The organism is Streptomyces sp. NPDC004126 (assembly GCF_050275515.1).
Lineage (GTDB): Bacteria > Actinomycetota > Actinomycetes > Streptomycetales > Streptomycetaceae > Streptomyces.
Genome location: NZ_JBNNPF010000004.1, coordinates 1 through 19,699 on the forward strand (window position 1 = coordinate 1; position 19,699 = coordinate 19,699).

The following is a 19,699-nucleotide window of genomic DNA, read 5'->3' on the forward strand; positions in this document are numbered from 1 at the left end:
CCGCTGAGCTGGCCCCGGGGGGGGGGTTGGGGGTGGGGCCCGCGGGCGGCCCCACCCCGGGGGGGTTTTTGGGGGGGGGGGGGGGGGGCCCCGCCGGGGCACGGGGCGAAGGGCGGGTGGGGGACCGCTCCGCGCAGCGGCCACCCACCCGCACCCGACCAACCGGCACCGGCACCGGCACCGGCACCGGCACCGGCACCCGGAACGACGGCCCCCTACAAGCTGCGCAGCAGCACGGCAGGGTTCTCCACGCAGTCGGCCACGTACCGCAGGAACCCCCCGGCCGCCCCGCCGTCGCAGACGCGGTGGTCGAAGGTCAGGGACAGCTGCACGACCTGACGGACGGCCAGCTCCCCCCGGTGGACCCACGGCTTCGGGATGATCCGGCCCACGCCGAGCATCGCCGCCTCGGGGTGGTTGATGATCGGCGTGGAGCCGTCCACCCCGAACACCCCGTAGTTGTTCAGGGTGAACGTCCCGCCGGTCAGGTCCGACGGGGCCAGCTTCCCCGCCCGGGCCAGCTCGGTCAGCCGGGCGAACTCCGCCGCCAGGGACTCCGGGCTGCGCGTGTGGGCGTCCCGCACCACCGGGACCATCAGCCCGCGCTCGGTCTGCGCGGCGAAGCCCAGGTGCACGGACGGGAGCCGCACGATCTCGTTGGCGGCGAGGTCGACCGTGGAGTTGAGCTCGGGGTACTTGGCCAGCGCGGCCGTGCAGATCCGCGCCAGCAGCGCGAGCACCGAGATCTTCGGCCCGTCCACGGCGTTCATCGCGGCCCGCGCCGCCATCAGCTCGGTGGCGTCCGCGTCGACCCAGCAGGTGGCCTCGGGGATCTCCCGGCGGCTGCGCGAGAGCTTCTCGGCGACGGCCCCGCGCAGCCCCTTGAGCGGGATCCGCTCGCCCTGCGCGGCCACCGGAACCGGCCCGGCCACCGGGGCGGGCGCGGGAGCCCGGAGCACGGCCTCCACGTCGGCCCGCAGGATCAGGCCCTCCGGCCCGGACCCGCGCAGCGACCGCAGGTCGACCCCGTTGTCCCGGGCCAGCTTGCGCACGAGCGGCGAGATGACGGGCACGGGCCCGGCAGCCACCACAGGAGCGGCCGGAGCCGGAGCCGGAGCCGACACCGCGGCGGTGACGGGTCGCACCCGCCGCCGACGCGCCGGGCGCGAGTGGTCCGAGCCGTACCCGATCAGCGGCCGGGGCGCGTCGGCGGAGCCCTTCTCGGCACCCGCCTCGACGGGCTCCGCCGCCCCGGCGGGCGCCGACTCCGCGCCCACCGCCACGGTGATCAGCGGGGCGCCGACCGGCAGCTCCTCGCCCTCCTCCCCGAACCGGGCGGTGACGACACCGCCGTACGGGCAGGGCACCTCCACCATCGCCTTGGCCGTCTCGACCTCGACGACCGGCTGGTCGATGGCGACGACGTCGCCCACCGCCACCAGCCACCGCACGATCTCGGCCTCGGTCAGGCCCTCGCCGAGGTCGGGCAGCTTGAATTCCATGACCTGCGGCATCAGTTCTCCCACTGCAGGCGGGCCACGGCGTCCAGGATCCGCTCCACACCGGGCAGGTGGTGCTTCTCCAGCATCGGCGGCGGGTACGGGATGTCGAAGCCGGTCACGCGCAGCACCGGCGCCTCCAGGTGGTGGAAGCAGCGCTCCATCACGCGGGCGGCGATCTCCGCGCCAGGTCCGCCGAAGCCGCCGGCCTCGTGGACCACGACCGCGCGCCCGGTGCGGCGCACGGCTTCGACGACGGTCTCCTCGTCGAAGGGGACGAGGGAGCGCAGGTCGACGACCTCCAGGTCCCAGCCCTCCTCGCGGGCCGCCTCGGCCGCCTCCAGGCAGACCGGGAGCGAGGGGCCGTACGTGATCAGGGTGGCGCTCGTGCCGGCCCGGCGGACCAGGGCCTTGCCGATGCCCGGGACGGCCGCGGGGGCCTCCGGCGACCACTGCGACTTGGACCAGTAGAGCCGCTTCGGCTCCAGGAAGACCACCGGGTCGTCGCTGGCGATGGACTCGCGCAGCAGCCCGTACGCGTCCTCGACGGTCGCCGGGGTCACGACGGTGAGCCCGGGGGTGGCCGTGTAGTAGGCCTCGGAGGAGTCGCAGTGGTGCTCGACGCCGCCGATCCCGCCGCCGTAGGGCACGCGGATGGTGATCGGCAGCGGCATCTTGCCCCGGGTGCGGTTGCGCATCTTCGCGACGTGCGAGAGGAGCTGCTCGAAGGCCGGGTAGGCGAACGCGTCGAACTGCATCTCCACGACGGGCCGCAGCCCGTACATGGCCATGCCGACGGCGGTGCCCAGGATCCCGGCCTCGGCGAGCGGGGTGTCCGTGACGCGGTCCTCGCCGAACTCCTTCACGAGCCCGTCGGTGATGCGGAAGACACCTCCCAGCGCGCCGACGTCCTCGCCCATCACGTGGACGGTGGGATCCTCGGCCATCGCGTCGCGCATGGCTCGGGTGAGGGCCTGCGCCATCGTCGCGGGCTTCGCGGCAACGGTCGTCATCACTCTCCCTCCGCTTCCAGCTCGGCGCGCAGCATGGCGGCCTGCTCGCGCAGCCGGCCGGTCTGCTCCGCGTAGACGTGCGCGAAGAGGTCCATCGGGTCGGTCACGGGATCGGCGTTCATCCGCTCGCGCAGGTCCGCCGCCATCGCCTCGGCCGCGTCGCGCGCCTCGCGGATGCCTTCCTCGTCGAGGATCCCGCGCGCGGTCAGCTCGCGCTCCAGCAGCTGCACCGGGTCGTGCGCCTTCCAGACCTCGACCTCGGCGTCGGTGCGGTAGCGGGTGGCGTCGTCGGCGTTCGTGTGGGCCTCCATCCGGTAGGTGACGGCCTCGATCAGGGTCGGTCCGCCGCCCGCGCGGGCCCGCTTCACCGCCTCGGTGAGGACCTCGTGCATGGCGGCGACGTCGTTGCCGTCGACCAGCCGGCCGGGCATCCCGTAGCCCACGGCCTTGTGGGCGAGGGTGGGGGCCGCGGTCTGCTTGGCGAGCGGGACGGAGATCGCGAAGCCGTTGTTCTGGACGAGGAAGACCACCGGGGCCTGCCAGACGGCCGCGAAGTTCAGCGCCTCGTGGAAGTCGCCCTCGCTGGTGCCGCCGTCGCCGACCATGGCGAGCGCGACGACCTCGTCGCCGCGCAGCCGCGCGGCGTGCGCCAGGCCCACCGCGTGCGGCAGCTGGGTGGCGAGGGGGGTGCACAGGGGGGCTATGCGGTGCTCGCGGGGGTCGTACCCGGTGTGCCAGTCGCCGCGCAGCAGCGTCAGGGCCTGTACGGGGTCCAGTCCGCGCGCCACGGCCGCGAGGGTGTCGCGGTAGCTGGGGAAGAGCCAGTCCTGCTCCTCCAGGACGAGCGCGGCCGCGATCTCGGCGGCCTCCTGCCCGACGGTGGAGGGGTACACGGCGAGACGGCCCTGCTTGGTCAGGGCGGTGGCCTGCGCGTTGTAGCGGCGGCCCCGGACGAGCTCGGCGTAGTACCGGCGCATGAGTGCCGGGTCGAGCTCCTCCGCCGCCGGAGTGCCCAGCACCCGGTAGGGCTCGGGGTCCGGCAGCAGGGGGGCGGCCTCCATGCGGGGCCTCCAGGCGGGCGGCGGGGTGACACGGTGCGGCGCACCGGCACCGGGCAGCTCTTGGACCGTCATGGCGGCGTACACCTCCTCGTGGGAAGCGGGCTGGGGGCGCCACCGGGTGTGAGGCGCCTCACCAACCGATTGTTCGGTCGTTGGCGCAATTTGGCTACAGGCGGCTCCAGGCTGTGGACAAAGTGGCGGCGGGGCCGTGGGATGGGTGCAGGACGTCCAGCAGAGGGAGGCAGTGGGCAATGCCGGATGAACAAATGGCCGGAGCGGGTTCCGCACCGGTCCCACCGGGGGGCGCACCTTCAGGCCCACCGGTACCGCCACGCCCCCTGGACCCCATCGACCGTTCGATCATGCGGCTGCTCCAGGCGGACGGCCGGGCGTCGATACGGTCGGTGGCGGAGCAGGTGCACGTCTCCCGGGCCAACGCCTACGCGCGGATCAACCGGCTGATCGACGACGGGGTGATCCGCGGCTTCACCGCCCGGGTCAACCACGAGCGCGCGGGTCAGGGCGCGTCGGCGTACATCACGCTGAAGATCGTCCAGAACTCCTGGCGGACGGTGCGCGAGAAGCTCCGGGAACTGCCGGGGGCGGCGCACATCGCGCTGGTCAGCGGGGATTTCGACGTCCTGCTGCTGGTCCACACGCCGGACAACCGCACACTGCGGGAACTGGTCCTGACCCGCCTCCAGGCCATCCCGGAGGTGCTGTCCACGCGCACGCTGCTGGTGTTCGAGGAAACGGATCTGCTGGACCCGGGCCCGCCGTCCGGCCCCGCCCTCGCGGAGGACTGAGCGGGACCGGACGACTGGGCCGGACGGGTTACGGGGCCTGGGTGCGCAGGCCGTCCAGGGCCATGCTGACCACCGCGTCCGCGAGCTGGTCTGGGGTGGTGCCGGGATGCGGCCGGTACCACTCGACCAGCGAGTTCACCATGCCGAACAGCAAGCGGGTGGCGAGCCGGATGTCCACGTCGGCGCGCAGGTCCCCGTCGGCGGCCGCGGCCTTGAGGAGCTCCGCGACCTGGTGGTCGAACTCGCGGCGGCGCTCCAGGGCCCAGCGCTCGGTGCGGGTGTTGCCGCGCACCCGCAGCAGCAGGGTGACGTACGGCAGTTCCGCGACCAGGACCTCGACCGTGCGGCGGGTGACGTACTCGACGCGCGCGACCGCGCGGCCGCGTACGGCGCCCGGCTCCTCCAGGATCCCGAACAGGCCGTCCAGGGCCCGGCTGACGGCGCGGTGGAGGAGTTCCTCCTTGCCCGCGACGTGGTGGTAGATCGAGGACTTGGAGATTCCGGCGGCCTTGGAGAGGTGCTCCATGGAGGTGCCGTCGTAGCCGCGCTCGTTGAACACCTGCACGGCGACGGAGAGCAGCGTCTCCGGGGTGTAGGTGTCGCGCCTGGCCGTGGTCACTCGGCCCCCTCCTCTTCCCCGTCCTCGTCCTCGCCGGCCTCGTAGCCGAGCTTGAACAGCGCCAGCGAGGGCGCGTAGCGCCCGCCCGGACACCGCTCGTCGAGGTGGTGCAGCAGGTCGTACGCCCAGTCGCGGCCGAGCCGGTCGTGCCATTCGGCGGGGCCGAGCGGGTAGTTCACGCCGAGCCGCATCGCGGTGTCGATGTCCTCGGCGGAGGCCACCCCGCGCGCCACGGCGTCGGCGGTGAGGTCGATCAGCATCGCGACGGTCCGGGCGACGATCATGCCCGGGACGTCGCCGATGACGGAGACCTCCTTGCCGAGCTTCTGGAAGAGGCCGATCGCCTCGGCGAGGGTGCGCTCGCTGGTGTCCGCGCTCGCGGACAGCGCGATCCGGGTCGCGTCGCGGTAGTCGAGCGCGAGGTCGAAGTAGACGACGTCGGCGAACTCGACGGAGGTCTTGCCGTCCGCGAGCACCAGCTGGCCCTCGCCGGGCAGCTGGACGTACGGGCCCCCGTGCCCGGTGGCGGTGACCGCGATCCCGGCCTCCTCCATGAGGTCGGCCAGGACGGCGGCCGGGCCGAGGTCGCCGACGACGGTGACCTTCTCCGGGGCGTCCTCGGGGCCGGCCGTGTGCGGGGCGGGGGCCTGCGCGTCCTCGGCGTACGGGAACCAGCCGTGGCCGGACTTGCGGCCGAGGCGGCCCGCCTGGACCAGGCGGCGCTGGGCGAGCGAGGGGGTGAACTTGGGGCTCCGGAAGAACGAGTCCCAGACGGAGCGGGTGACGGCCTCGTTGACGTCCTGGCCGATCAGGTCGGTCAGCTGGAAGGGCCCCATCTTGAAGCCGCCGCTCTCGCGCAGGACGGCGTCGATGGTCGCGGGGTCCGCGCCCTGCTCCTCGTAGACCGCGAAGGCCTCGGCGTAGAAGGGGCGGGCGATCCGGTTGACGATGAAGCCGGGGGTGTCGGCGCAGCGGACCGGCGTCTTCCCCCAGCCCAGGACCGTGCGGTACGCGCGCTCGGCGGCGTCCGGGTCGGTCGCGTGGCCGCTGACCACCTCGACGAGGGGGAGCAGCGGGGCCGGGTTGAAGAAGTGCAGGCCGAGGAAGCGGCCCGGGTGCGCGAGGCCCGCGGCGAGCTCGGTGACGGAGAGGGAGGAGGTGTTGGTCGCCAGCAGCGCGTCCGGCGAAACCACTCCTTCGAGGGCCGCGAACAGCGCGCGCTTGACGGCGACGTCCTCGACGATCGCCTCGATCACCAGGGCGGCGGAGGCCAGCCCGGTCAGGGTCTCGGCGGAGTCGAGCCGACCGACGGCGTCGTCGGCCTCGGCCCGGTCCAGCCGCCCCTTGGCGACGAGCCGCTCGACCCGGCCGGCCACGGTCTGGACGGCCTCGCGGGCCCGCTCGGGCACGGAGTCGTAGAGGCGTACGCGATGACCTGCGAGGAGAGCGACCTGGGCGATGCCCTGGCCCATGGTTCCGGCGCCGATGACCGCCACAGTGCGAGCCCGCTCGATTGCTGTCATGTCCTGATCCTCCCGCACGCGGTTGTCCACAGGTCTGCCGGGCCCTCTTGTACCGACCGATCGTTCGGTTACTCTAACTCCAGTCTGCTCTTCTTCACCCGCCCCAGCCCGATCCCAGCCTGACTCCAGCCTGAATCCCAGTCTGCGAACCAGCCTGATCCCGCCCGGCTCAACGAGGAGTTGGTCCCTGATGGCCGCCGAGCTCACCGTCCCCCAGCTTTCCGAGAAGCACCGGACCACCCTGGACCAGGCGCTGGATGCCATCCGCAGCCGCGCCTACTGGTCCCCGCACCCCGAGCACCCCAAGGCCTACGGGGAGAGCGCCCCGGCCGACGGGCTCGCCGCCTTCGAGGCCGTCCGCGGCACCCGCTTCGACCTCGGGCAGCCCGGCACCGACGGCTGGGCGGGCGGCGAGGTCTCGCCGTTCGGCCCGGAGCTGGGCGTCGAGTACCCGCACGTCGACCCGGACGTGCTGCTGCCCGCGATGAAGGCGGGCATCGCCGCCTGGCGCGACGCCGGTCCCGAGACCCGCGCCCTGGTCTCCATCGAGATCCTCGCCCGCATCTCCGCCCGCACCCACGAGTTCGCGCACGCGGTCATGCACACCAGCGGCCAGGCCTTCATGATGGCCTTCCAGGCGGGCGGCCCCCACGCGCAGGACCGCGGCCTGGAGGCGGTGGCGTACGCGTACGAGGAGCAGACCCGGGTTCCCGGACAGGCCGCCTGGTCGAAGCCGCAGGGCAAGAAGGACCCGCTGGAGCTCGGCAAGACCTTCACGGCCGTGCCGCGCGGCATCGCGCTGATGATCGGCTGCAACACCTTCCCCACCTGGAACGGCTACCCCGGCCTGTTCGCCTCCCTCGCCACCGGCAACGCCGTCCTGGTCAAGCCGCACCCGCGCGCCGTGCTGCCGCTGGCGCTGACCGTGCAGGTGGCCCGCGAGGTCCTGGCCGAGGCGGGCTTCGACCCGAACCTGGTGGCCCTGGCCGTCGAGCGGCCGGGCGAGGGCATCGCCAAGACCCTGGCCGTCCGCCCCGAGATCAAGCTCGTCGACTACACCGGTTCGACGGAGTTCGGCGACTGGCTGGAGGCCAACGCCCGCCAGGCGCAGGTCTACACGGAGAAGGCCGGCGTCAACACGGTCGTCGTCGACTCCACCGACGACTACAAGGGCATGCTGTCCAACCTGGCCTTCTCCCTCTCCCTGTACAGCGGCCAGATGTGCACCACCCCGCAGAACCTGCTGGTCCCCCGCGACGGCATCGAGACGGACGCCGGCCACAAGTCCTACGACGAGGTCGTCGCCGACCTCGCCGCCTCGGTCGGCGGCCTGCTGGGCGACGACACCCGCGCCAACGCCCTGCTGGGCGCGTTGGTCAACCCGGACGTCAAGGCCCGGCTGGAGGCCGCGGCCGGCCTCGGCGAGGTCGCGCTGGCCTCCCGCGAGGTGGTCAACCCCGAGTTCCCCGACGCGGTCGTGCGCACCCCGGTGATCGTGAAGCTGGACGCCGGCAAGCCGGACCCGGAGGCGGCCTACCTGTCCGAGTGCTTCGGCCCGGTCTCCTTCGCGGTGGCGGTGGACTCCACGGCGGACGCCCTCGACCTGCTGCGCCGTACGGTGCGGGAGAAGGGTGCGATGACCGTGGGCGCGTACACCACGTCCGCGGACACCGAGCGGGCGATCGAGGAGGTCTGCCTGGAGGAGTCGGCGCAGCTGTCGCTGAACCTGACGGGCGGGGTCTTCGTGAACCAGACCGCGGCCTTCTCCGACTTCCACGGCTCCGGCGGCAACCCCGCCGCGAACGCGGCGCTGTGCGACGGCGCGTTCGTCGCCAACCGCTTCCGCGTGGTGGAGGTCCGCCGCCAGGGCTGACGCCGGACGGACCCGTCTCCGCACCGCCCCGAGGGACGCGTACGGGCCCGCCCGCCCGCCGGGCCCGCAGGCCGCCCGGCCGTCACGGGGCGGGGGGACCGCCCCAGTGGAAGAGGGTCATGGCCACGCTGGTGGCCAGGTTGTAGCTGGACACCTGCGGCCGCATCGGCAGCGACACGAGGTGGTCCGCCCGGGCGCGCAGCTCGGGCGAGATCCCGTGCCGCTCGGAGCCGAAGGCGAGCAGGGCGTCGTCCGGGAGGACGAGGGCGCGGATGTCCTCGCCCTCCGGGTCGAGCGCGTACACCGGGCCCGGCGGGAGCTCCTCCAGCTCCAGCCGGTCCACCGTGGTCGCGTAGTGCAGCCCGGCACCGGCGCGGACCACGTTGGGGTGCCAGGGGTCGAGGTCGCCCCGGGTCACCACGCCGGTGGCCCCGAAGCCGGCGGCGAGGCGGACGACGGCGCCGACGTTGCCGAGGTTGCGCGGGTTGTCGAGCAGCACGACGGGCGCGGGCCGGGGCATCCGCGCCAGCGCGGCCCGTCCGGCATCCCGGCCCGGCCGCACGGCGAGCGCAGCGACCCCGGTGGGGTGCACGCGGGGCAGCAGCTCCTTGAGCGCCCCCTGCCGCACCAGCCGGGCCACCGCCTCCTCCACGTCGGGCGCCAGCCCGGCGGCGAGCTCCCGCACCCGCTCGGGCTCGTCGGCGACGACGGCCAGCACCTCGGCGCCGAACCGCAGCGCGTGCTTCAGCGCGTGGAACCCGTCGAGCAACACGACGTCGTCCCGCGAAACGGCCTCTTCCCAGGTCACACCCATACCCCTGACCCTAAGCCCGGCCCGGTCTACGTTGCCTCGCCGGCGTTCGGGGCGCTGGGGTCCGGGGGCGGAGCCCCGGGAAACGGGGAAAGGGCGGGGCGGGGAGCGGCTCCGCGCAGCGGCACCCGCCCCCACGCGGCAGCGACCCGCGCCCCCGCCCACACCAGCAGCCCCGTCGGCAGGAACACCGCATCGGCGGCGATCATCGCCAGGGAGAAGAACGGCAGCCCCAGCAGCACCGCGATCCCGGCGTGCTCCAGCATCATCACCGCCAGCAGCACGTTCTTGACCCGCCGGTTGAACAGCGTGAACGGGAACGCCACCTGCACCAGCACGGTCCCGTACGTCAGCAGCATCACCACCACCCCGCTGGACGCCACCAGCTCCGACAGCCAGGGCCACGGGGTGAAGTAGTCCAGGCTCAGCGGGTAGTACAGCGCGGTCCCGTCCTGCCACCGCGAGCCCTGGATCTTGTACCAGCCGGCGGTGGCGTAGATCAGGCACACCTCGGCCGCGATCACCAGCATCCCGGCGTTGTGCAGCAGGTTCGCGAACACGTCGAGGGTCGCCCGCCGCTCGCCCCCGGGTTCGTACCGGTCGGCGACCCACCACAGCGCCGTCCCGGTCAGCAGGGTCCCGAAGAACACGAGCCAGAGCGCGCCGAGGTGCCCGCTCACCGCCCCGTACGCGAACCCGGCGCCCAGCAGCGCCCACAGCACCGGCCCGGCGGCCCCCGCGGTCGCCGAGCCGCGCAGCCGGGCCCGGCGGGCGTCCAGCGACCACACCTGCCCGCAGCGGGTCAGCACGAGGTAGACCGCCATCAGGTGGATGACGTTGTCCCCGCCGTCGCCCATGAACACGCTGCGGTTCTGCAGCGACAGCACCCCGACCATGAACAGGACCGAGGCGGCCCGCGTCCGCCAGCCCAGCACCAGCAGGACGCTCGCGAGCACGGAGAGCGCGTACACGGCCTCGAACCACGGCGTCGAGTCCGACCACATCAGCACCGTGAAGGCACGGTTCGAGGCGATCAGCCGCTCGGCGAGCTGCCAGCTCCACGGCCCGTCCGGGCCGTACAGCTCGTGCCGGTGGGGGAACTCCCGCAGCAGGAAGAACAGCCAGGTCGCGGCGAAGCCGATGCGTACGACGGCGCTCTGGTAGGGGCCCTGCGCCTGTCCGGTGGCCTTCGCGACCGCCCGCGCGAGGGTGCCCCTCACACGTTCCACCACGGCAGCTCCCGGTAGTACGTCTGGGTGTCGGCCTTCTCCGCGCTCCAGGAGGGCGCGGCCACCGACCGTGTCGCCGAGCGCAGCTGGATCCGTACGATCCGCTCGCCCCCGGGCCGGCCGGCGGCCTCCCCGCCGGTCAGCCGGCCCACGGCGATCCGCTTCAGGTACTGCTCGGCCAGCTCTCCGCGCTCGCCGTCGGGCTTGTTGTCCTCGTCGTGGGAGCCGGTGAAGAAGTCCCAGGCCCTGCGGAGCTCGTTCTGCTCGGTGTGGCTCGGCAGCAGGCCGTGGCGGATCGCCGCGCCGTCCTCGGCGGACAGGTCGCGCCAGTCGCGGGTGACGAGTTCCCCGCCGGCGGTGCGGACCTGGGCGCGGACCTCGACGGAGATGTTCTGCTGGAGCGGGTTGGGCGCGAAGAGCTTCCAGTTCTGTTCGAACTCGGGGTAGATCCAGCCGTCCACGAGCCGGGCGTTCTGCTTGCCGACGGTGTTGGACGGCGCGACGTGCAGGAAGACCAGTGCGAGGTGCAGGCAGGCGCCGACGCCCAGCGCCCCCAGGGCGAGGGCCGCGAGGACCCGGTAGGGGGCGGACAGGCCGGCGATCCCGGGTGCGCGGGGCGGTGCGGGCTGTGCCGGGGCGGCCGCCGGAAGGGCTCCTTCCGCAGGCTCGCGCTCGTTCGAATCCATCCCGCCCCGATCATCCGGCGTCCACAGGGTTGCCCACAGAGGTTGACACCCTACGGGCCGCCGTCTCACCATTGAAGAGGATGAACCGAACGATCGGTCGGTCGGGCGGACGGCACACTCTGACAGGGGACCGGGATGGTCGCAGTGACCCCGGAAACGGGCACGTCAGGCACGGTGGACGGCGCGGTGGACGGGCAGTCCGCAGACCTCGGCGCACAGCTCCGTGCGGACTTCGACGCCGCCGTGGCGGCCGACGAGCGCGTGGAGCCCCGGGACTGGATGCCCGAGGAGTACCGCGCCTCCCTCGTCCGGCAGATGGCACAGCACGCGCACTCCGAGATCATCGGCATGCAGCCCGAGGCCAACTGGATCACCCGCGCACCCTCGCTGCGCCGCAAGGCGATCCTCATGGCCAAGGTGCAGGACGAGGCGGGCCACGGGCTCTACCTCTACAGCGCCGCCGAAACCCTCGGCACCAGCCGCGACGAGCTGCTCGACAAGCTCCACTCGGGCAAGCAGAAGTACTCCTCGATCTTCAACTACCCCACCCTGACCTGGGCCGACGTCGGCGCCATCGGCTGGCTCGTGGACGGCGCGGCGATCACCAACCAGGTGCCGATCTGCCGCTGCTCCTACGGCCCCTACGCCCGCGCCATGGTCCGGATCTGCAAGGAGGAGTCCTTCCACCAGCGCCAGGGCTACGAGCTGCTCCTCGCCCTCTCCCGGGGCACCGAGGCCCAGCACGCCATGGCGCAGGACGCCGTGAACCGCTGGTGGTGGCCCTCGCTGATGATGTTCGGCCCGCCGGACGACGAGTCGGTCCACAGCGCGCAGGCGATGGCCTGGAAGATCAAGCGCCACTCGAACGACGAGCTGCGCCAGCGCTTCGTGGACATCGCCGTGCCGCAGGCCGAGTCGCTGGGCCTGACCCTGCCCGACCCGGACATCAAGTGGAACGAGGAGCGCGGCCACCACGACTTCGGCGCCATCGACTGGGCCGAGTTCTGGGACGTCCTCAAGGGCAACGGCCCCTGCAACGAACAGCGGATCAGCCAGCGGCGCACGGCGCACGAGGAAGGCGCCTGGGTCCGCGAGGCCGCCTCCGCCTACGCCGCCAAGCACACCAGCACCGGACGAGAGGTACAGGCATGACGCAGAACTGGCCCCTGTGGGAGGTGTTCGTGCGCTCGCGCCGCGGCCTCTCGCACACGCACGCGGGAAGCCTGCACGCCCCGGACGCGGAGATGGCCCTGCGCAACGCCCGCGACCTCTACACGCGGCGCAACGAGGGCGTCTCCATCTGGGTCGTGCCCTCCGCGGAGATCACCGCCTCCTCGCCGGACGAGCGGGACCCGTTCTTCGCCCCGTCCGCCGACAAGCCCTACCGTCACCCCACCTTCTACGAGATCCCCGAGGGGGTGCGCCACCTGTGAGCGCCGGCACCGACACCCGCACCGCGGCCGCCCTCGCCCTCGGCGACGACGCGCTGATCCTCTCCCACCGCCTCGGCGAGTGGGCGGGCCACGCCCCCGTCCTGGAGGAGGAGGTCGCCCTGGCCAACATCGCCCTCGACCTGCTCGGACAGGCCCGACTGCTGCTGTCCATGGCGGGCGACGAGGACGAGCTGGCCTTCCTGCGCGAGGAGCGGTCCTTCCGCAACGTCCAGCTGGTCGAGCAGCCCAACGGGGACTTCGCCCACACCATCGCCCGCCAGCTCTACTTCTCCTTCTACCAGCACGAGCTGTACGGGGAGCTCGCCGCCGGCGACGGCCCGTTCGCCCCGCTCGCGGCCAAGGCCGTGAAGGAGACCGCCTACCACCGGGACCACGCCGAGCAGTGGACGCTGCGCCTCGGCGACGGCACCGAGGAGAGCCGGACCCGGATGCGCACGGCGCTGGACGCCCTGTGGAAGTTCACCGGGGAGATGTTCCTGCCGGTCGAGGGCCTCGGCCTGGACCGGGCCGCCGTGGAGGCCCTGGAGGGCCGCTGGCTGGCCGCGGTGGGCGACGTACTGGACCGGGCGGGGCTCGCCCTGCCCGAGGGGCCGCGCACCGGCGCCTGGGCCGCCGGAGCCGGCCGCCAGGGGCTGCACACGGAGCCGTTCGGGCGGCTGCTCGCCGAGATGCAGCACCTGCACCGCAGCCACCCCGGAGCGTCGTGGTGAGCGCCGTGGCCGGGACCACCCGCCTGGAGGCGGAACTGGCCGAGCTGGCCGGTTCCGTCCCCGATCCGGAACTGCCCGTGCTGACCCTGGCCGAGCTGGGCGTCATGCGCGGGGTGCGGATGCACGAGGACGGGCACGCCGAGGTGGTCCTGACCCCGACGTACACCGGCTGCCCGGCCATCGAGGCCATGTCCGCCGACATCGAGCGGGTCCTCACCGGCCACGGCATCCCCGAGGTGCGGGTCACCACGGTGCTGTCCCCGGCCTGGTCCACCGACGACATCAGCGCCGAAGGCCGCCGCAAACTGGCCGAGTTCGGCATCGCGCCGCCCCGCCCGCACTCCACCGGCGGACCGGTACCGCTGACGCTGTCGGTGCGCTGCCCCAACTGCGGCTCCACGGACACCGAGCTGCTCAGCCGCTTCTCCTCCACCGCGTGCAAGGCGCTGCGCCGCTGCGTCTCCTGCCGCGAACCGTTCGACCACTTCAAGGAGCTGTAGATGGCCGCACCCCGCCACGGCGCGTTCCACCCGCTGACGGTGGCGGCAGTCGACCGGCTCACCGACGACTCGGTGGCCCTCACCCTCCGGGTCCCCGAGGAACTGCGCGAGGACTACCGCCACGCCCCCGGCCAGCACCTGACGCTGCGCCGCCGCGCCGCCGAGGGCACCGAAGTCCGCCGCACCTACTCGATCTGCTCCCCCGCCCCGGCCCCCGACGGCCCCGGCCCGGCCGAACTGCGGGTGGGCGTGCGCCTGGTGGAGGGCGGCGAGTTCTCCACGTTCGCGCACAAGGAGGTCGCCGCCGGCGACGTGCTGGACGTGATGGTCCCGGCCGGAAGGTTCGTGCTGGAGCCGGCCGCCGCCCCTCAGGCCGCGCACTACGCGGCGATCGTCGGCGGCAGCGGCATCACCCCGGTGCTGTCGATCGCCGCCTCGGTGCTGGCGGCACGGCCCGACGCCCGGTTCTGCCTGGTGCGTGCCGACCGCACGGCGGCCTCGACGATGTTCCTGGAGGAGGTGGCGGACCTCAAGGACCGCTACCCCGACCGCTTCCAGCTGGTCACCGTGCTCTCCCGCGAGGAGCAGGAGGCCGGGCTGCCCTCCGGGCGGCTCGACGAGGCCCGGCTGGTGTCCCTGCTGCCCGCGCTGCTCCCGGTCGGGGAGGTGACGGGCTGGTTCCTGTGCGGCCCCTACGGGCTGGTGACCGGTGCGGAGCGGGCCCTGGGCGCGCTCGGCGTGGTCCGGACCCGGGTGCACGAGGAGATCTTCCACGTCGAGGACACCGCCCCGCAGGGCCCCGTCCGCTCCGTCCCGACCCCGGCCCACGGCCGGGTGACCGCCCGGCTCGACGGCCGCTCGGGCACGTGGCCCGTACAGGACGGCGAGTCCCTGCTGGACACCGTGCTGCGCAACCGCGCGGACGCCCCGTACGCCTGCAAGGGCGGCGTGTGCGGCACCTGCCGGGCCTTCGTGGTCTCCGGCGAAGTGCGGATGGACCGCAACTTCGCGCTGGAGGCGGAGGAGACCGACGCCGGGTTCGTGCTGGCCTGCCAGTCCCACGCCCTGACGGAGGAAGTGGAGATCGACTTCGACCGGTAGGCGTCCGGGGGGCCGGGAGGTCTGTCCAATTGCCGCACGCTGCTCTATCTTGACGCACCGTCAGATCAGGGCTTGAGCCGGTGCGCGCAGGAGGACAGGCAGTGGACTTCACCTTCACCGAGGAACAGCAGGCCGCCGTCGAGGCCGCCCGGGCCGTCTTCGCCGGCGTGGCCCCCGACGGCGTCCCCAGCCCCGCGCTCACGCCCGGGGCCGTCGCGGACGACTTCGACCGGCCGCTGTGGGCCCGGCTCGCCGGCTCCGACCTGCTGGGCCTCGTCCTCGCCGAGGAGCACGGCGGGGCCGGCCTCGACGCCATCGCCCTGTGCCTCGTGCTGCGCGAAGCGGCGCGGGTACTGGCCCGCGTACCGCTGCTGGAACACTGCGCCACCGCCATGGCCGTCCAGGCCCACGGCAGCCCCGAACTGGCCGCCGCCCTGCTGCCCGGCGCCGGGAACGGCACGCTGGTCCTCACCGCGGCCGCGCACGGCCGCACCGGCCACGACCCCGCCGAACTCGCCGTCACCGCACGCCGCGAGGGCGCGGACTGGCTCCTGGACGGGGTGCAGACCTCCGTGGCCTGGGCCCACGGCTGCGACTGGATCGCGGTCCCCGCCCACAGCGGCGAGGGCGAGGCCGTCCTCGCGCTCCTGCCCCGCCCCACCCCGGGCCTCACGCTCGCCGACCAGTACTCCACCAGCGGCGAGCGGCTCGCCGAGGTCACCCTCGACGCGGTACGGGCACCCGCCGCCCACGTGATCGACGCCCCGGGCGCCTGGGACCGGCTCCACCAGCTGCTGGCCACCGGCACCTGCGCCCTCGCACTCGGCCTCGGCGAGGCCGCCCTCACCATGACCAGCCAGTACACCGGCAAGCGGGAGCAGTTCGGCTTCCCCGTGGCGACCTTCCAGGCCGTCGCGGTGCAGGCCGCCGACCGCTACATCGACCTGCGCGCCATGGAGGCCACCCTCTGGCAGGCCGCCTGGCGGCTCGACGCCGCGACCGGCGGGGCGGGCGGCCCGCTGCCCAGCGCCGGGGACGTCGCCGTCGCCAAGATCTGGGCCTCCGAGGGCGTACGCCGGGTCGTGCAGACCGCCCAGCACCTGCACGGCGGCTTCGGCGCGGACACCGACTACCCGCTGCACCGCTACCACGCGTGGGCCAAGCAGCTGGAACTCCAGCTCGGCCCGGCCGCCGCGCACGAGGAGGCACTGGGCGACCTGCTGGCCGCCCACCCCCTGGCCTGAGCGGCGGACTACAGCACGAAGGCCGGGTTCCCGCTGTCCGTCACCATCGGGCGCCCGGCACGGTCCCAGGCCTGCATCCCGCCGTCGATGTTCACGGCCCCGATGCCCTGGCGCACCAGGTACTGGGTGACCTGGGCGCTACGGCCGCCCACCCGGCACATCACGTACGCGGTACGGCCGTCCGCGACCGCCTCGGTGACCTCACCGAAGCGCGCCACGAAGTCGCTCATCGGGATGTGCAGCGCACCCTCGACGTGCCCGGCCGCCCATTCGTCGTCCTCACGGACGTCGAGGACGAAGCCTTCGGCGGGCACCGCGGCGGCGTCCACCGAGGGAAGCGGTCCGAGGTTCATAACAGTCGCCTTCTCTCTTCACGGATCTGGTCTGCCAACCTATCCGAAGCCCCGGCCGGGCCGGCCTCATCCGGCGCTGTACGACGCCAGCTCCGCCTCGCGCTCGGAGACCTGCGCCAGCAGCTGCTCCGCGATCTCCTCCAGCAGCCGGTCCGGGTCGTCCGGCGCCATCCGCAGCATGGCGCCGATCGCGCTGTCCTCCAGCTCCTTCGCCACCAGCGAGAGCAGCTCCTTGCGCTGGGCCAGCCACTCCAGGCGGGCGTACAGCTCCTCGCTCTCGCTCGGACCGGCCTCCTCGGGCGCCGGGCCGGCCTCCCACTCCTCGGCCAGTTCGCGCAGCAGCCGCTCCTCACCGCGCCCGTAGGCGGCGTTGACCCGGGAGATGAAGGCGTCGCGGCGCGTGCGCTCGGCCTCGTCCTGCGCCAGGTCGGGGTGGGCCTTGCGGACCAGCTCGCGGTACAGCCGCCGGACCTCCTCGGTGGGCCGCACCCGCTGCGGCGGCCGCACCGACCGGTCGGTGAGCATCGCCGCTGCGTCGTCGGAGATCCCGTCCGAGCCCAGCCAGTCGTGGAACAGCTCCTCCACCCCGGGCATCGGCATGACCAGCGAGCGGGCCTCCTGGGCCCGCCGCAGGTCCTCGGGATCACCGGTGCGCGCCGCCTTCGCCTCCGCGATCAGCGCGTCCAGCTCGTCGAGGCGGGAGTACATCGGGCCGAGCTTCTGGTGGTGCAGCCGGGAGAAGTTCTCGACCTCCACCCGGAAGGTCTCCACGGCGATCTCGAACTCGATCAGCGCCTGCTCGGCGGCCCGCACGGCGCGCTCCAGCCGCGCCTCGGGCCGCTCGTCACCGGGGACGGCGGACTCTTCGGGTGCGGTGTGTTCGGTCTGCTCGCTCACCCGCCCAGCCTACGGCCCGCCCGAGGGCATGTTTCACGTGAAACATGCCCTCGGCACCGGCCCCGCGGGGGCCGGCCGCTCAGACCCCGAACTCCGCCGCGATCCGTCCCGACCGCACCGCGGCCACCAGATCCGCGTGATCGGCCTCGCTGCGGTCGGCGTACGCCACGGCGAACGCGGCCATCGCCTCGTCCAGCTCCTCGTTCTTGCCGCAGTACCCCGCCAGCAGCCGCGGATCGGCGCTGTGCGCGTGCGCCCGCGCCAGCAGGGCACCGGTCATCCGGCCGTAGTCGTCGATCTGGTCCACGGCCAGCGCGGCCGGGTCCACGCTGCCCTTGCGGTTGCGGAACTGCCGGACCTGGTACGGGCGCCCCTCGACTGTGGTCCAGCCCAGCAGGATGTCGGAGACCACCTGCATCCGCTTCTGCCCGGCCACCACCCGGCGGCCCTCGTGCTCCTCCGCCGGCGCGTGGAAGCCCAGCCCGGGCAGGTGCGGCAGCAGCACCGACGGCCGCGCCTCCTTCACCTGGAGCACCAGCGGCTCGCCCCGGTGGTCCAGCAGCAGCACCACGTAGGAGCGGGTGCCGACACTGCCGGTGCCGACGACGCGGAAGGCCACGTCGTGGATCGCGTACCGGGCCAGCAGCGGCAGCCGGTCCCCCGACAGGGTCGCCAGGTACGGGCCCAGCGAGGCGGCCACGGCCGCGGCCTCCCCGTCCCCGACCCGCCGCAGCACCGGCAGCGCGTCCACGAAGCGTCTATGAGCGGCTCCGCCGCGGGGGCGCCCGCCGTCCACGAGGAGCTCGGTCGACTTGGCGGCGAACCGCGCGGAGGTGTTGTTCCGGGCCTTCTCCGAGACCCGCTCCAGCGTGCCGAGCAGGTCCCGGGCGTCGGTGTGGGAGACCAGCTCCTCGTCCGCGATCGCGTTCCACGCGTCGAGCGCGGGCAGCTTCGCCAGCAGCCGCATGGTGCGCCGGTAGGCGCCGACCGCGTCCCGGGCCGCCGCCAGACAGGTGTCCTCGCAGGCGCCGGCCACCCGCCCGGCGAGGATCAGGGAGGTCGCCAGCCGCTTCACGTCCCACTCCCACGGGCCGAAGACGGTCTCGTCGAAGTCGTTCAGGTCGATCACGAGCCGGCCGCGCGCGTCCCCGTACAGGCCGAAGTTGGCCGCGTGGGCGTCACCGCAGATCTGCGCGCCCACCCCGGTCACCGGACCGCCGGACAGGTCGTGCGCCATCAGCCCGGCCGCCCCGCGCAGGAAGGCGAAGGGGTTCGCGGCCATCCGGCCCACCCGTATCGGGGTCAGCTCGGCGACCCGCCCCACGTTGGACTCCTCTACCGCGCGCACCGCGTCCGGCCGCCCGGCGGGCGCCTCGAAGCGCGCGTGGGCCGCCCGCGGGACGCGCAGCCGCAGCGCCTTCCCCGCCTCCTTGGGCGAACCGCTGACGTTCCGCGGTGCGAAGCCCGCGACGCGCGGGATCCGGCCGCCGTCCCGCCCCGCGGACGGGTCCACCGCCACGCCCGCTCCGCCCGACGCCCCGGCCACCCCGCCCGCCGCCGCGTACTGCTCCGGTATCGCCACCATCCGCGCTGCCCCGCCCTGTTCGCGCCACACCGGCCGCTTCACGGCCGATCAAGTCCGGGCAGACCGTACCTACAGCCCGGCGTCCCTGGCCAGCAGGGCCGCCTGAACCCGGTTCTCGCAGCCCAGCTTCGCCAGGATCCGGCTCACGTACGTCTTCACCGTCGCCTCGCTCATGTGGAGCCTGCGCCCGGCGTCCGCGTTCGACAAGCCCTCGCCCAGCAGCGCCAGCACACCGCGCTCCCGCTCGCTCAGCTCCGCGACCCGTCGGCGGGCCTCCTCGCCGCGCCCGGCGGCCGGACCCGCGGCCAGCTGGTCGACCACGTGCCGGGTCGCCCCGGGCGAGAGGTACGCGTCCCCGGCCGCGGCCGCGCGGACGGCGCCGATCAGCTCACCCGGCGCCGAATCCTTCAGCAGGAAGCCCGCGCCGCCCTGGCTCAGCGCCCGCAGCACGTTCTCCTTCTCCCCGAAGGTGGTCAGGATCAGCGCCCGGACCGCCGGCGCGGCCCGGCCCAGCTCGCCCAGCGCCGTCAGCCCGTCCATCACCGGCATCTGGATGTCCAGCAGGACCACGTCCGGGGCGTGCGAGAGGGCCAGCTCGACCGCCTCCCGGCCGTTGGCGCCCTCGGCGACGACCTCGATGTCCGGCGCCGAGGTCAGGATCATCCTGATCCCCGCGCGGATCAGCGGCTCGTCGTCAGCGATCACCACTCTGATCACCTTGGCTGTCACCCGCAC

General features: G+C 73.7%; 20 protein-coding genes. 8 read left to right on the forward strand and 12 right to left on the reverse strand.

Going from position 1 to position 19,699, the window contains the following annotated elements:
* Positions 1-215 precede the first annotated feature (215 nt).
* From ACQKM2_RS05265 to pdhA, 3 genes are read right to left on the reverse strand one after another with little or no spacing between them, the layout of a single operon-like run.
* The gene (locus ACQKM2_RS05265) at positions 216-1,514 is read right to left on the reverse strand and encodes a dihydrolipoamide acetyltransferase family protein (RefSeq protein ID WP_427706804.1); all 1,299 of its coding nucleotides are present in this window, start codon (positions 1,512-1,514) and stop codon (positions 216-218) included.
* Positions 1,514-2,512 (reverse strand): alpha-ketoacid dehydrogenase subunit beta, encoded by a 999-nt coding sequence (locus tag ACQKM2_RS05270; RefSeq protein ID WP_427706806.1) that lies wholly within the window; start codon positions 2,510-2,512, stop codon positions 1,514-1,516. The genes ACQKM2_RS05265 and ACQKM2_RS05270 overlap by 1 nt, the downstream gene beginning before the upstream one ends.
* A complete protein-coding gene (gene pdhA / locus ACQKM2_RS05275; protein WP_427706808.1) occupies positions 2,512-3,645 on the reverse strand; it encodes a pyruvate dehydrogenase (acetyl-transferring) E1 component subunit alpha in 1,134 nt (377 codons plus the stop codon). Before pdhA ends, ACQKM2_RS05270 begins: the two co-directional genes overlap by 1 nt.
* A gap of 179 nt (positions 3,646-3,824) precedes the next feature.
* Here pdhA and ACQKM2_RS05280 point away from each other — a divergent pair, with 179 nt between their 5' ends.
* On the forward strand, positions 3,825-4,379 hold the full coding sequence (locus ACQKM2_RS05280) for an Lrp/AsnC family transcriptional regulator (protein WP_427706810.1): 555 nt from the start codon (positions 3,825-3,827) through the stop codon (positions 4,377-4,379).
* 28 nt (positions 4,380-4,407) lie between these two features.
* Here the strand turns inward: ACQKM2_RS05280 and ACQKM2_RS05285 are convergent, their stop codons facing one another.
* Entirely contained in the window at positions 4,408-4,998 is a 591-nt protein-coding gene (locus ACQKM2_RS05285) for a TetR/AcrR family transcriptional regulator (protein WP_427706812.1), read from the reverse strand.
* Positions 4,995-6,521 carry a 3-hydroxyacyl-CoA dehydrogenase gene (locus ACQKM2_RS05290; RefSeq protein ID WP_427706814.1) on the reverse strand — a complete coding sequence of 509 codons (1,527 nt, stop codon included), beginning with the start codon at positions 6,519-6,521 and terminating at the stop codon, positions 4,995-4,997. Before ACQKM2_RS05290 ends, ACQKM2_RS05285 begins: the two co-directional genes overlap by 4 nt.
* A gap of 190 nt (positions 6,522-6,711) precedes the next feature.
* Between ACQKM2_RS05290 and paaN the strand changes: the two genes are divergently transcribed.
* A complete protein-coding gene (gene paaN / locus ACQKM2_RS05295; protein WP_427706816.1) occupies positions 6,712-8,394 on the forward strand; it encodes a phenylacetic acid degradation protein PaaN in 1,683 nt (560 codons plus the stop codon).
* 82 nt (positions 8,395-8,476) lie between these two features.
* On the opposite strand, the gene ACQKM2_RS05300 is transcribed toward paaN, so the two are convergent.
* From ACQKM2_RS05300 to ACQKM2_RS05310, 3 genes are read right to left on the reverse strand one after another with little or no spacing between them, the layout of a single operon-like run.
* Positions 8,477-9,208, reverse strand: a complete 732-nt coding sequence (locus ACQKM2_RS05300; protein ID WP_427706818.1) for a TrmH family RNA methyltransferase — start codon at positions 9,206-9,208, stop codon at positions 8,477-8,479.
* Positions 9,209-9,234: 26 nt separating this feature from the next.
* On the reverse strand, positions 9,235-10,425 hold the full coding sequence (locus ACQKM2_RS05305; protein WP_427707180.1) for an HTTM domain-containing protein: 1,191 nt from the start codon (positions 10,423-10,425) through the stop codon (positions 9,235-9,237).
* Positions 10,422-11,120, reverse strand: a complete 699-nt coding sequence (locus tag ACQKM2_RS05310) for a DUF5819 family protein (protein ID WP_427706821.1) — start codon at positions 11,118-11,120, stop codon at positions 10,422-10,424. The genes ACQKM2_RS05305 and ACQKM2_RS05310 overlap by 4 nt, the downstream gene beginning before the upstream one ends.
* Before the next feature lie 135 nt (positions 11,121-11,255).
* On the opposite strand from ACQKM2_RS05310, the gene paaA reads away from it, so the two are divergent.
* The 6 genes from paaA to ACQKM2_RS05340 all read left to right on the forward strand — a co-directional run bounded on the left by paaA (position 11,256) and on the right by ACQKM2_RS05340 (position 16,129).
* A complete protein-coding gene (paaA, locus tag ACQKM2_RS05315; protein WP_427706823.1) occupies positions 11,256-12,272 on the forward strand; it encodes a 1,2-phenylacetyl-CoA epoxidase subunit PaaA in 1,017 nt (338 codons plus the stop codon).
* Positions 12,269-12,553 carry a 1,2-phenylacetyl-CoA epoxidase subunit PaaB gene (gene paaB / locus ACQKM2_RS05320; protein ID WP_042801229.1) on the forward strand — a complete coding sequence of 95 codons (285 nt, stop codon included), beginning with the start codon at positions 12,269-12,271 and terminating at the stop codon, positions 12,551-12,553. The genes paaA and paaB overlap by 4 nt, the downstream gene beginning before the upstream one ends.
* On the forward strand, positions 12,550-13,284 hold the full coding sequence (gene paaC / locus ACQKM2_RS05325; protein WP_427706826.1) for a 1,2-phenylacetyl-CoA epoxidase subunit PaaC: 735 nt from the start codon (positions 12,550-12,552) through the stop codon (positions 13,282-13,284). Before paaB ends, paaC begins: the two co-directional genes overlap by 4 nt.
* Positions 13,278-13,784: a 1,2-phenylacetyl-CoA epoxidase subunit PaaD gene (gene paaD, locus ACQKM2_RS05330; protein ID WP_427706828.1), complete on the forward strand. Its 507-nt coding sequence runs from the start codon at positions 13,278-13,280 to the stop codon at positions 13,782-13,784. The genes paaC and paaD overlap by 7 nt, the downstream gene beginning before the upstream one ends.
* Entirely contained in the window at positions 13,785-14,885 is a 1,101-nt protein-coding gene (locus ACQKM2_RS05335; RefSeq protein WP_427706830.1) for a 2Fe-2S iron-sulfur cluster-binding protein, read from the forward strand. It abuts the gene before it with no gap.
* Between the two features lie 101 nt (positions 14,886-14,986).
* Complete coding sequence (locus ACQKM2_RS05340) at positions 14,987-16,129, forward strand: acyl-CoA dehydrogenase family protein (RefSeq protein ID WP_427706832.1); 1,143 nt, start codon at positions 14,987-14,989, stop codon at positions 16,127-16,129.
* A gap of 8 nt (positions 16,130-16,137) precedes the next feature.
* Here ACQKM2_RS05340 and ACQKM2_RS05345 read toward each other — a convergent pair whose 3' ends face one another.
* From ACQKM2_RS05345 to ACQKM2_RS05360, 4 genes are all read right to left on the reverse strand, one after another.
* Positions 16,138-16,482 carry a rhodanese-like domain-containing protein gene (locus ACQKM2_RS05345; protein ID WP_427706834.1) on the reverse strand — a complete coding sequence of 115 codons (345 nt, stop codon included), beginning with the start codon at positions 16,480-16,482 and terminating at the stop codon, positions 16,138-16,140.
* 66 nt (positions 16,483-16,548) lie between these two features.
* A complete protein-coding gene (locus ACQKM2_RS05350) occupies positions 16,549-17,379 on the reverse strand; it encodes a J domain-containing protein (protein WP_427706836.1) in 831 nt (276 codons plus the stop codon).
* Positions 17,380-17,458: 79 nt separating this feature from the next.
* The gene (locus ACQKM2_RS05355) at positions 17,459-18,964 is read right to left on the reverse strand and encodes a DUF2252 domain-containing protein (protein ID WP_427706838.1); all 1,506 of its coding nucleotides are present in this window, start codon (positions 18,962-18,964) and stop codon (positions 17,459-17,461) included.
* A 69-nt stretch (positions 18,965-19,033) separates the two neighbouring features.
* On the reverse strand, positions 19,034-19,693 hold the full coding sequence (locus ACQKM2_RS05360; RefSeq protein WP_362456786.1) for a response regulator transcription factor: 660 nt from the start codon (positions 19,691-19,693) through the stop codon (positions 19,034-19,036).
* Between the last annotated feature and the right edge of the window lie 6 nt (positions 19,694-19,699).

Excerpts from the sequence above, each read along its gene's own strand:
- paaN (WP_427706816.1), top strand. The coding sequence starts at position 6,712 with ATGGCCGCCGAGCTCACCGTCCCCCAGCTTTCCGAGAAGCACCGGACC.
- ACQKM2_RS05290 (WP_427706814.1), bottom strand. The coding sequence starts at position 6,521 with ATGACAGCAATCGAGCGGGCTCGCACTGTGGCGGTCATCGGCGCCGGA.
- paaA (WP_427706823.1), top strand. The coding sequence starts at position 11,256 with ATGGTCGCAGTGACCCCGGAAACGGGCACGTCAGGCACGGTGGACGGC.
- ACQKM2_RS05265 (WP_427706804.1), bottom strand. The coding sequence starts at position 1,514 with ATGCCGCAGGTCATGGAATTCAAGCTGCCCGACCTCGGCGAGGGCCTG.
- pdhA (WP_427706808.1), bottom strand. The coding sequence starts at position 3,645 with ATGACGGTCCAAGAGCTGCCCGGTGCCGGTGCGCCGCACCGTGTCACC.
- paaB (WP_042801229.1), top strand. The coding sequence starts at position 12,269 with ATGACGCAGAACTGGCCCCTGTGGGAGGTGTTCGTGCGCTCGCGCCGC.
- ACQKM2_RS05280 (WP_427706810.1), top strand. The coding sequence starts at position 3,825 with ATGCCGGATGAACAAATGGCCGGAGCGGGTTCCGCACCGGTCCCACCG.
- ACQKM2_RS05310 (WP_427706821.1), bottom strand. The coding sequence starts at position 11,120 with ATGGATTCGAACGAGCGCGAGCCTGCGGAAGGAGCCCTTCCGGCGGCC.
- ACQKM2_RS05355 (WP_427706838.1), bottom strand. The coding sequence starts at position 18,964 with ATGGTGGCGATACCGGAGCAGTACGCGGCGGCGGGCGGGGTGGCCGGG.
- ACQKM2_RS05300 (WP_427706818.1), bottom strand. The coding sequence starts at position 9,208 with ATGGGTGTGACCTGGGAAGAGGCCGTTTCGCGGGACGACGTCGTGTTG.
- ACQKM2_RS05335 (WP_427706830.1), top strand. The coding sequence starts at position 13,785 with ATGGCCGCACCCCGCCACGGCGCGTTCCACCCGCTGACGGTGGCGGCA.
- ACQKM2_RS05345 (WP_427706834.1), bottom strand. The coding sequence starts at position 16,482 with ATGAACCTCGGACCGCTTCCCTCGGTGGACGCCGCCGCGGTGCCCGCC.
- ACQKM2_RS05270 (WP_427706806.1), bottom strand. The coding sequence starts at position 2,512 with ATGACGACCGTTGCCGCGAAGCCCGCGACGATGGCGCAGGCCCTCACC.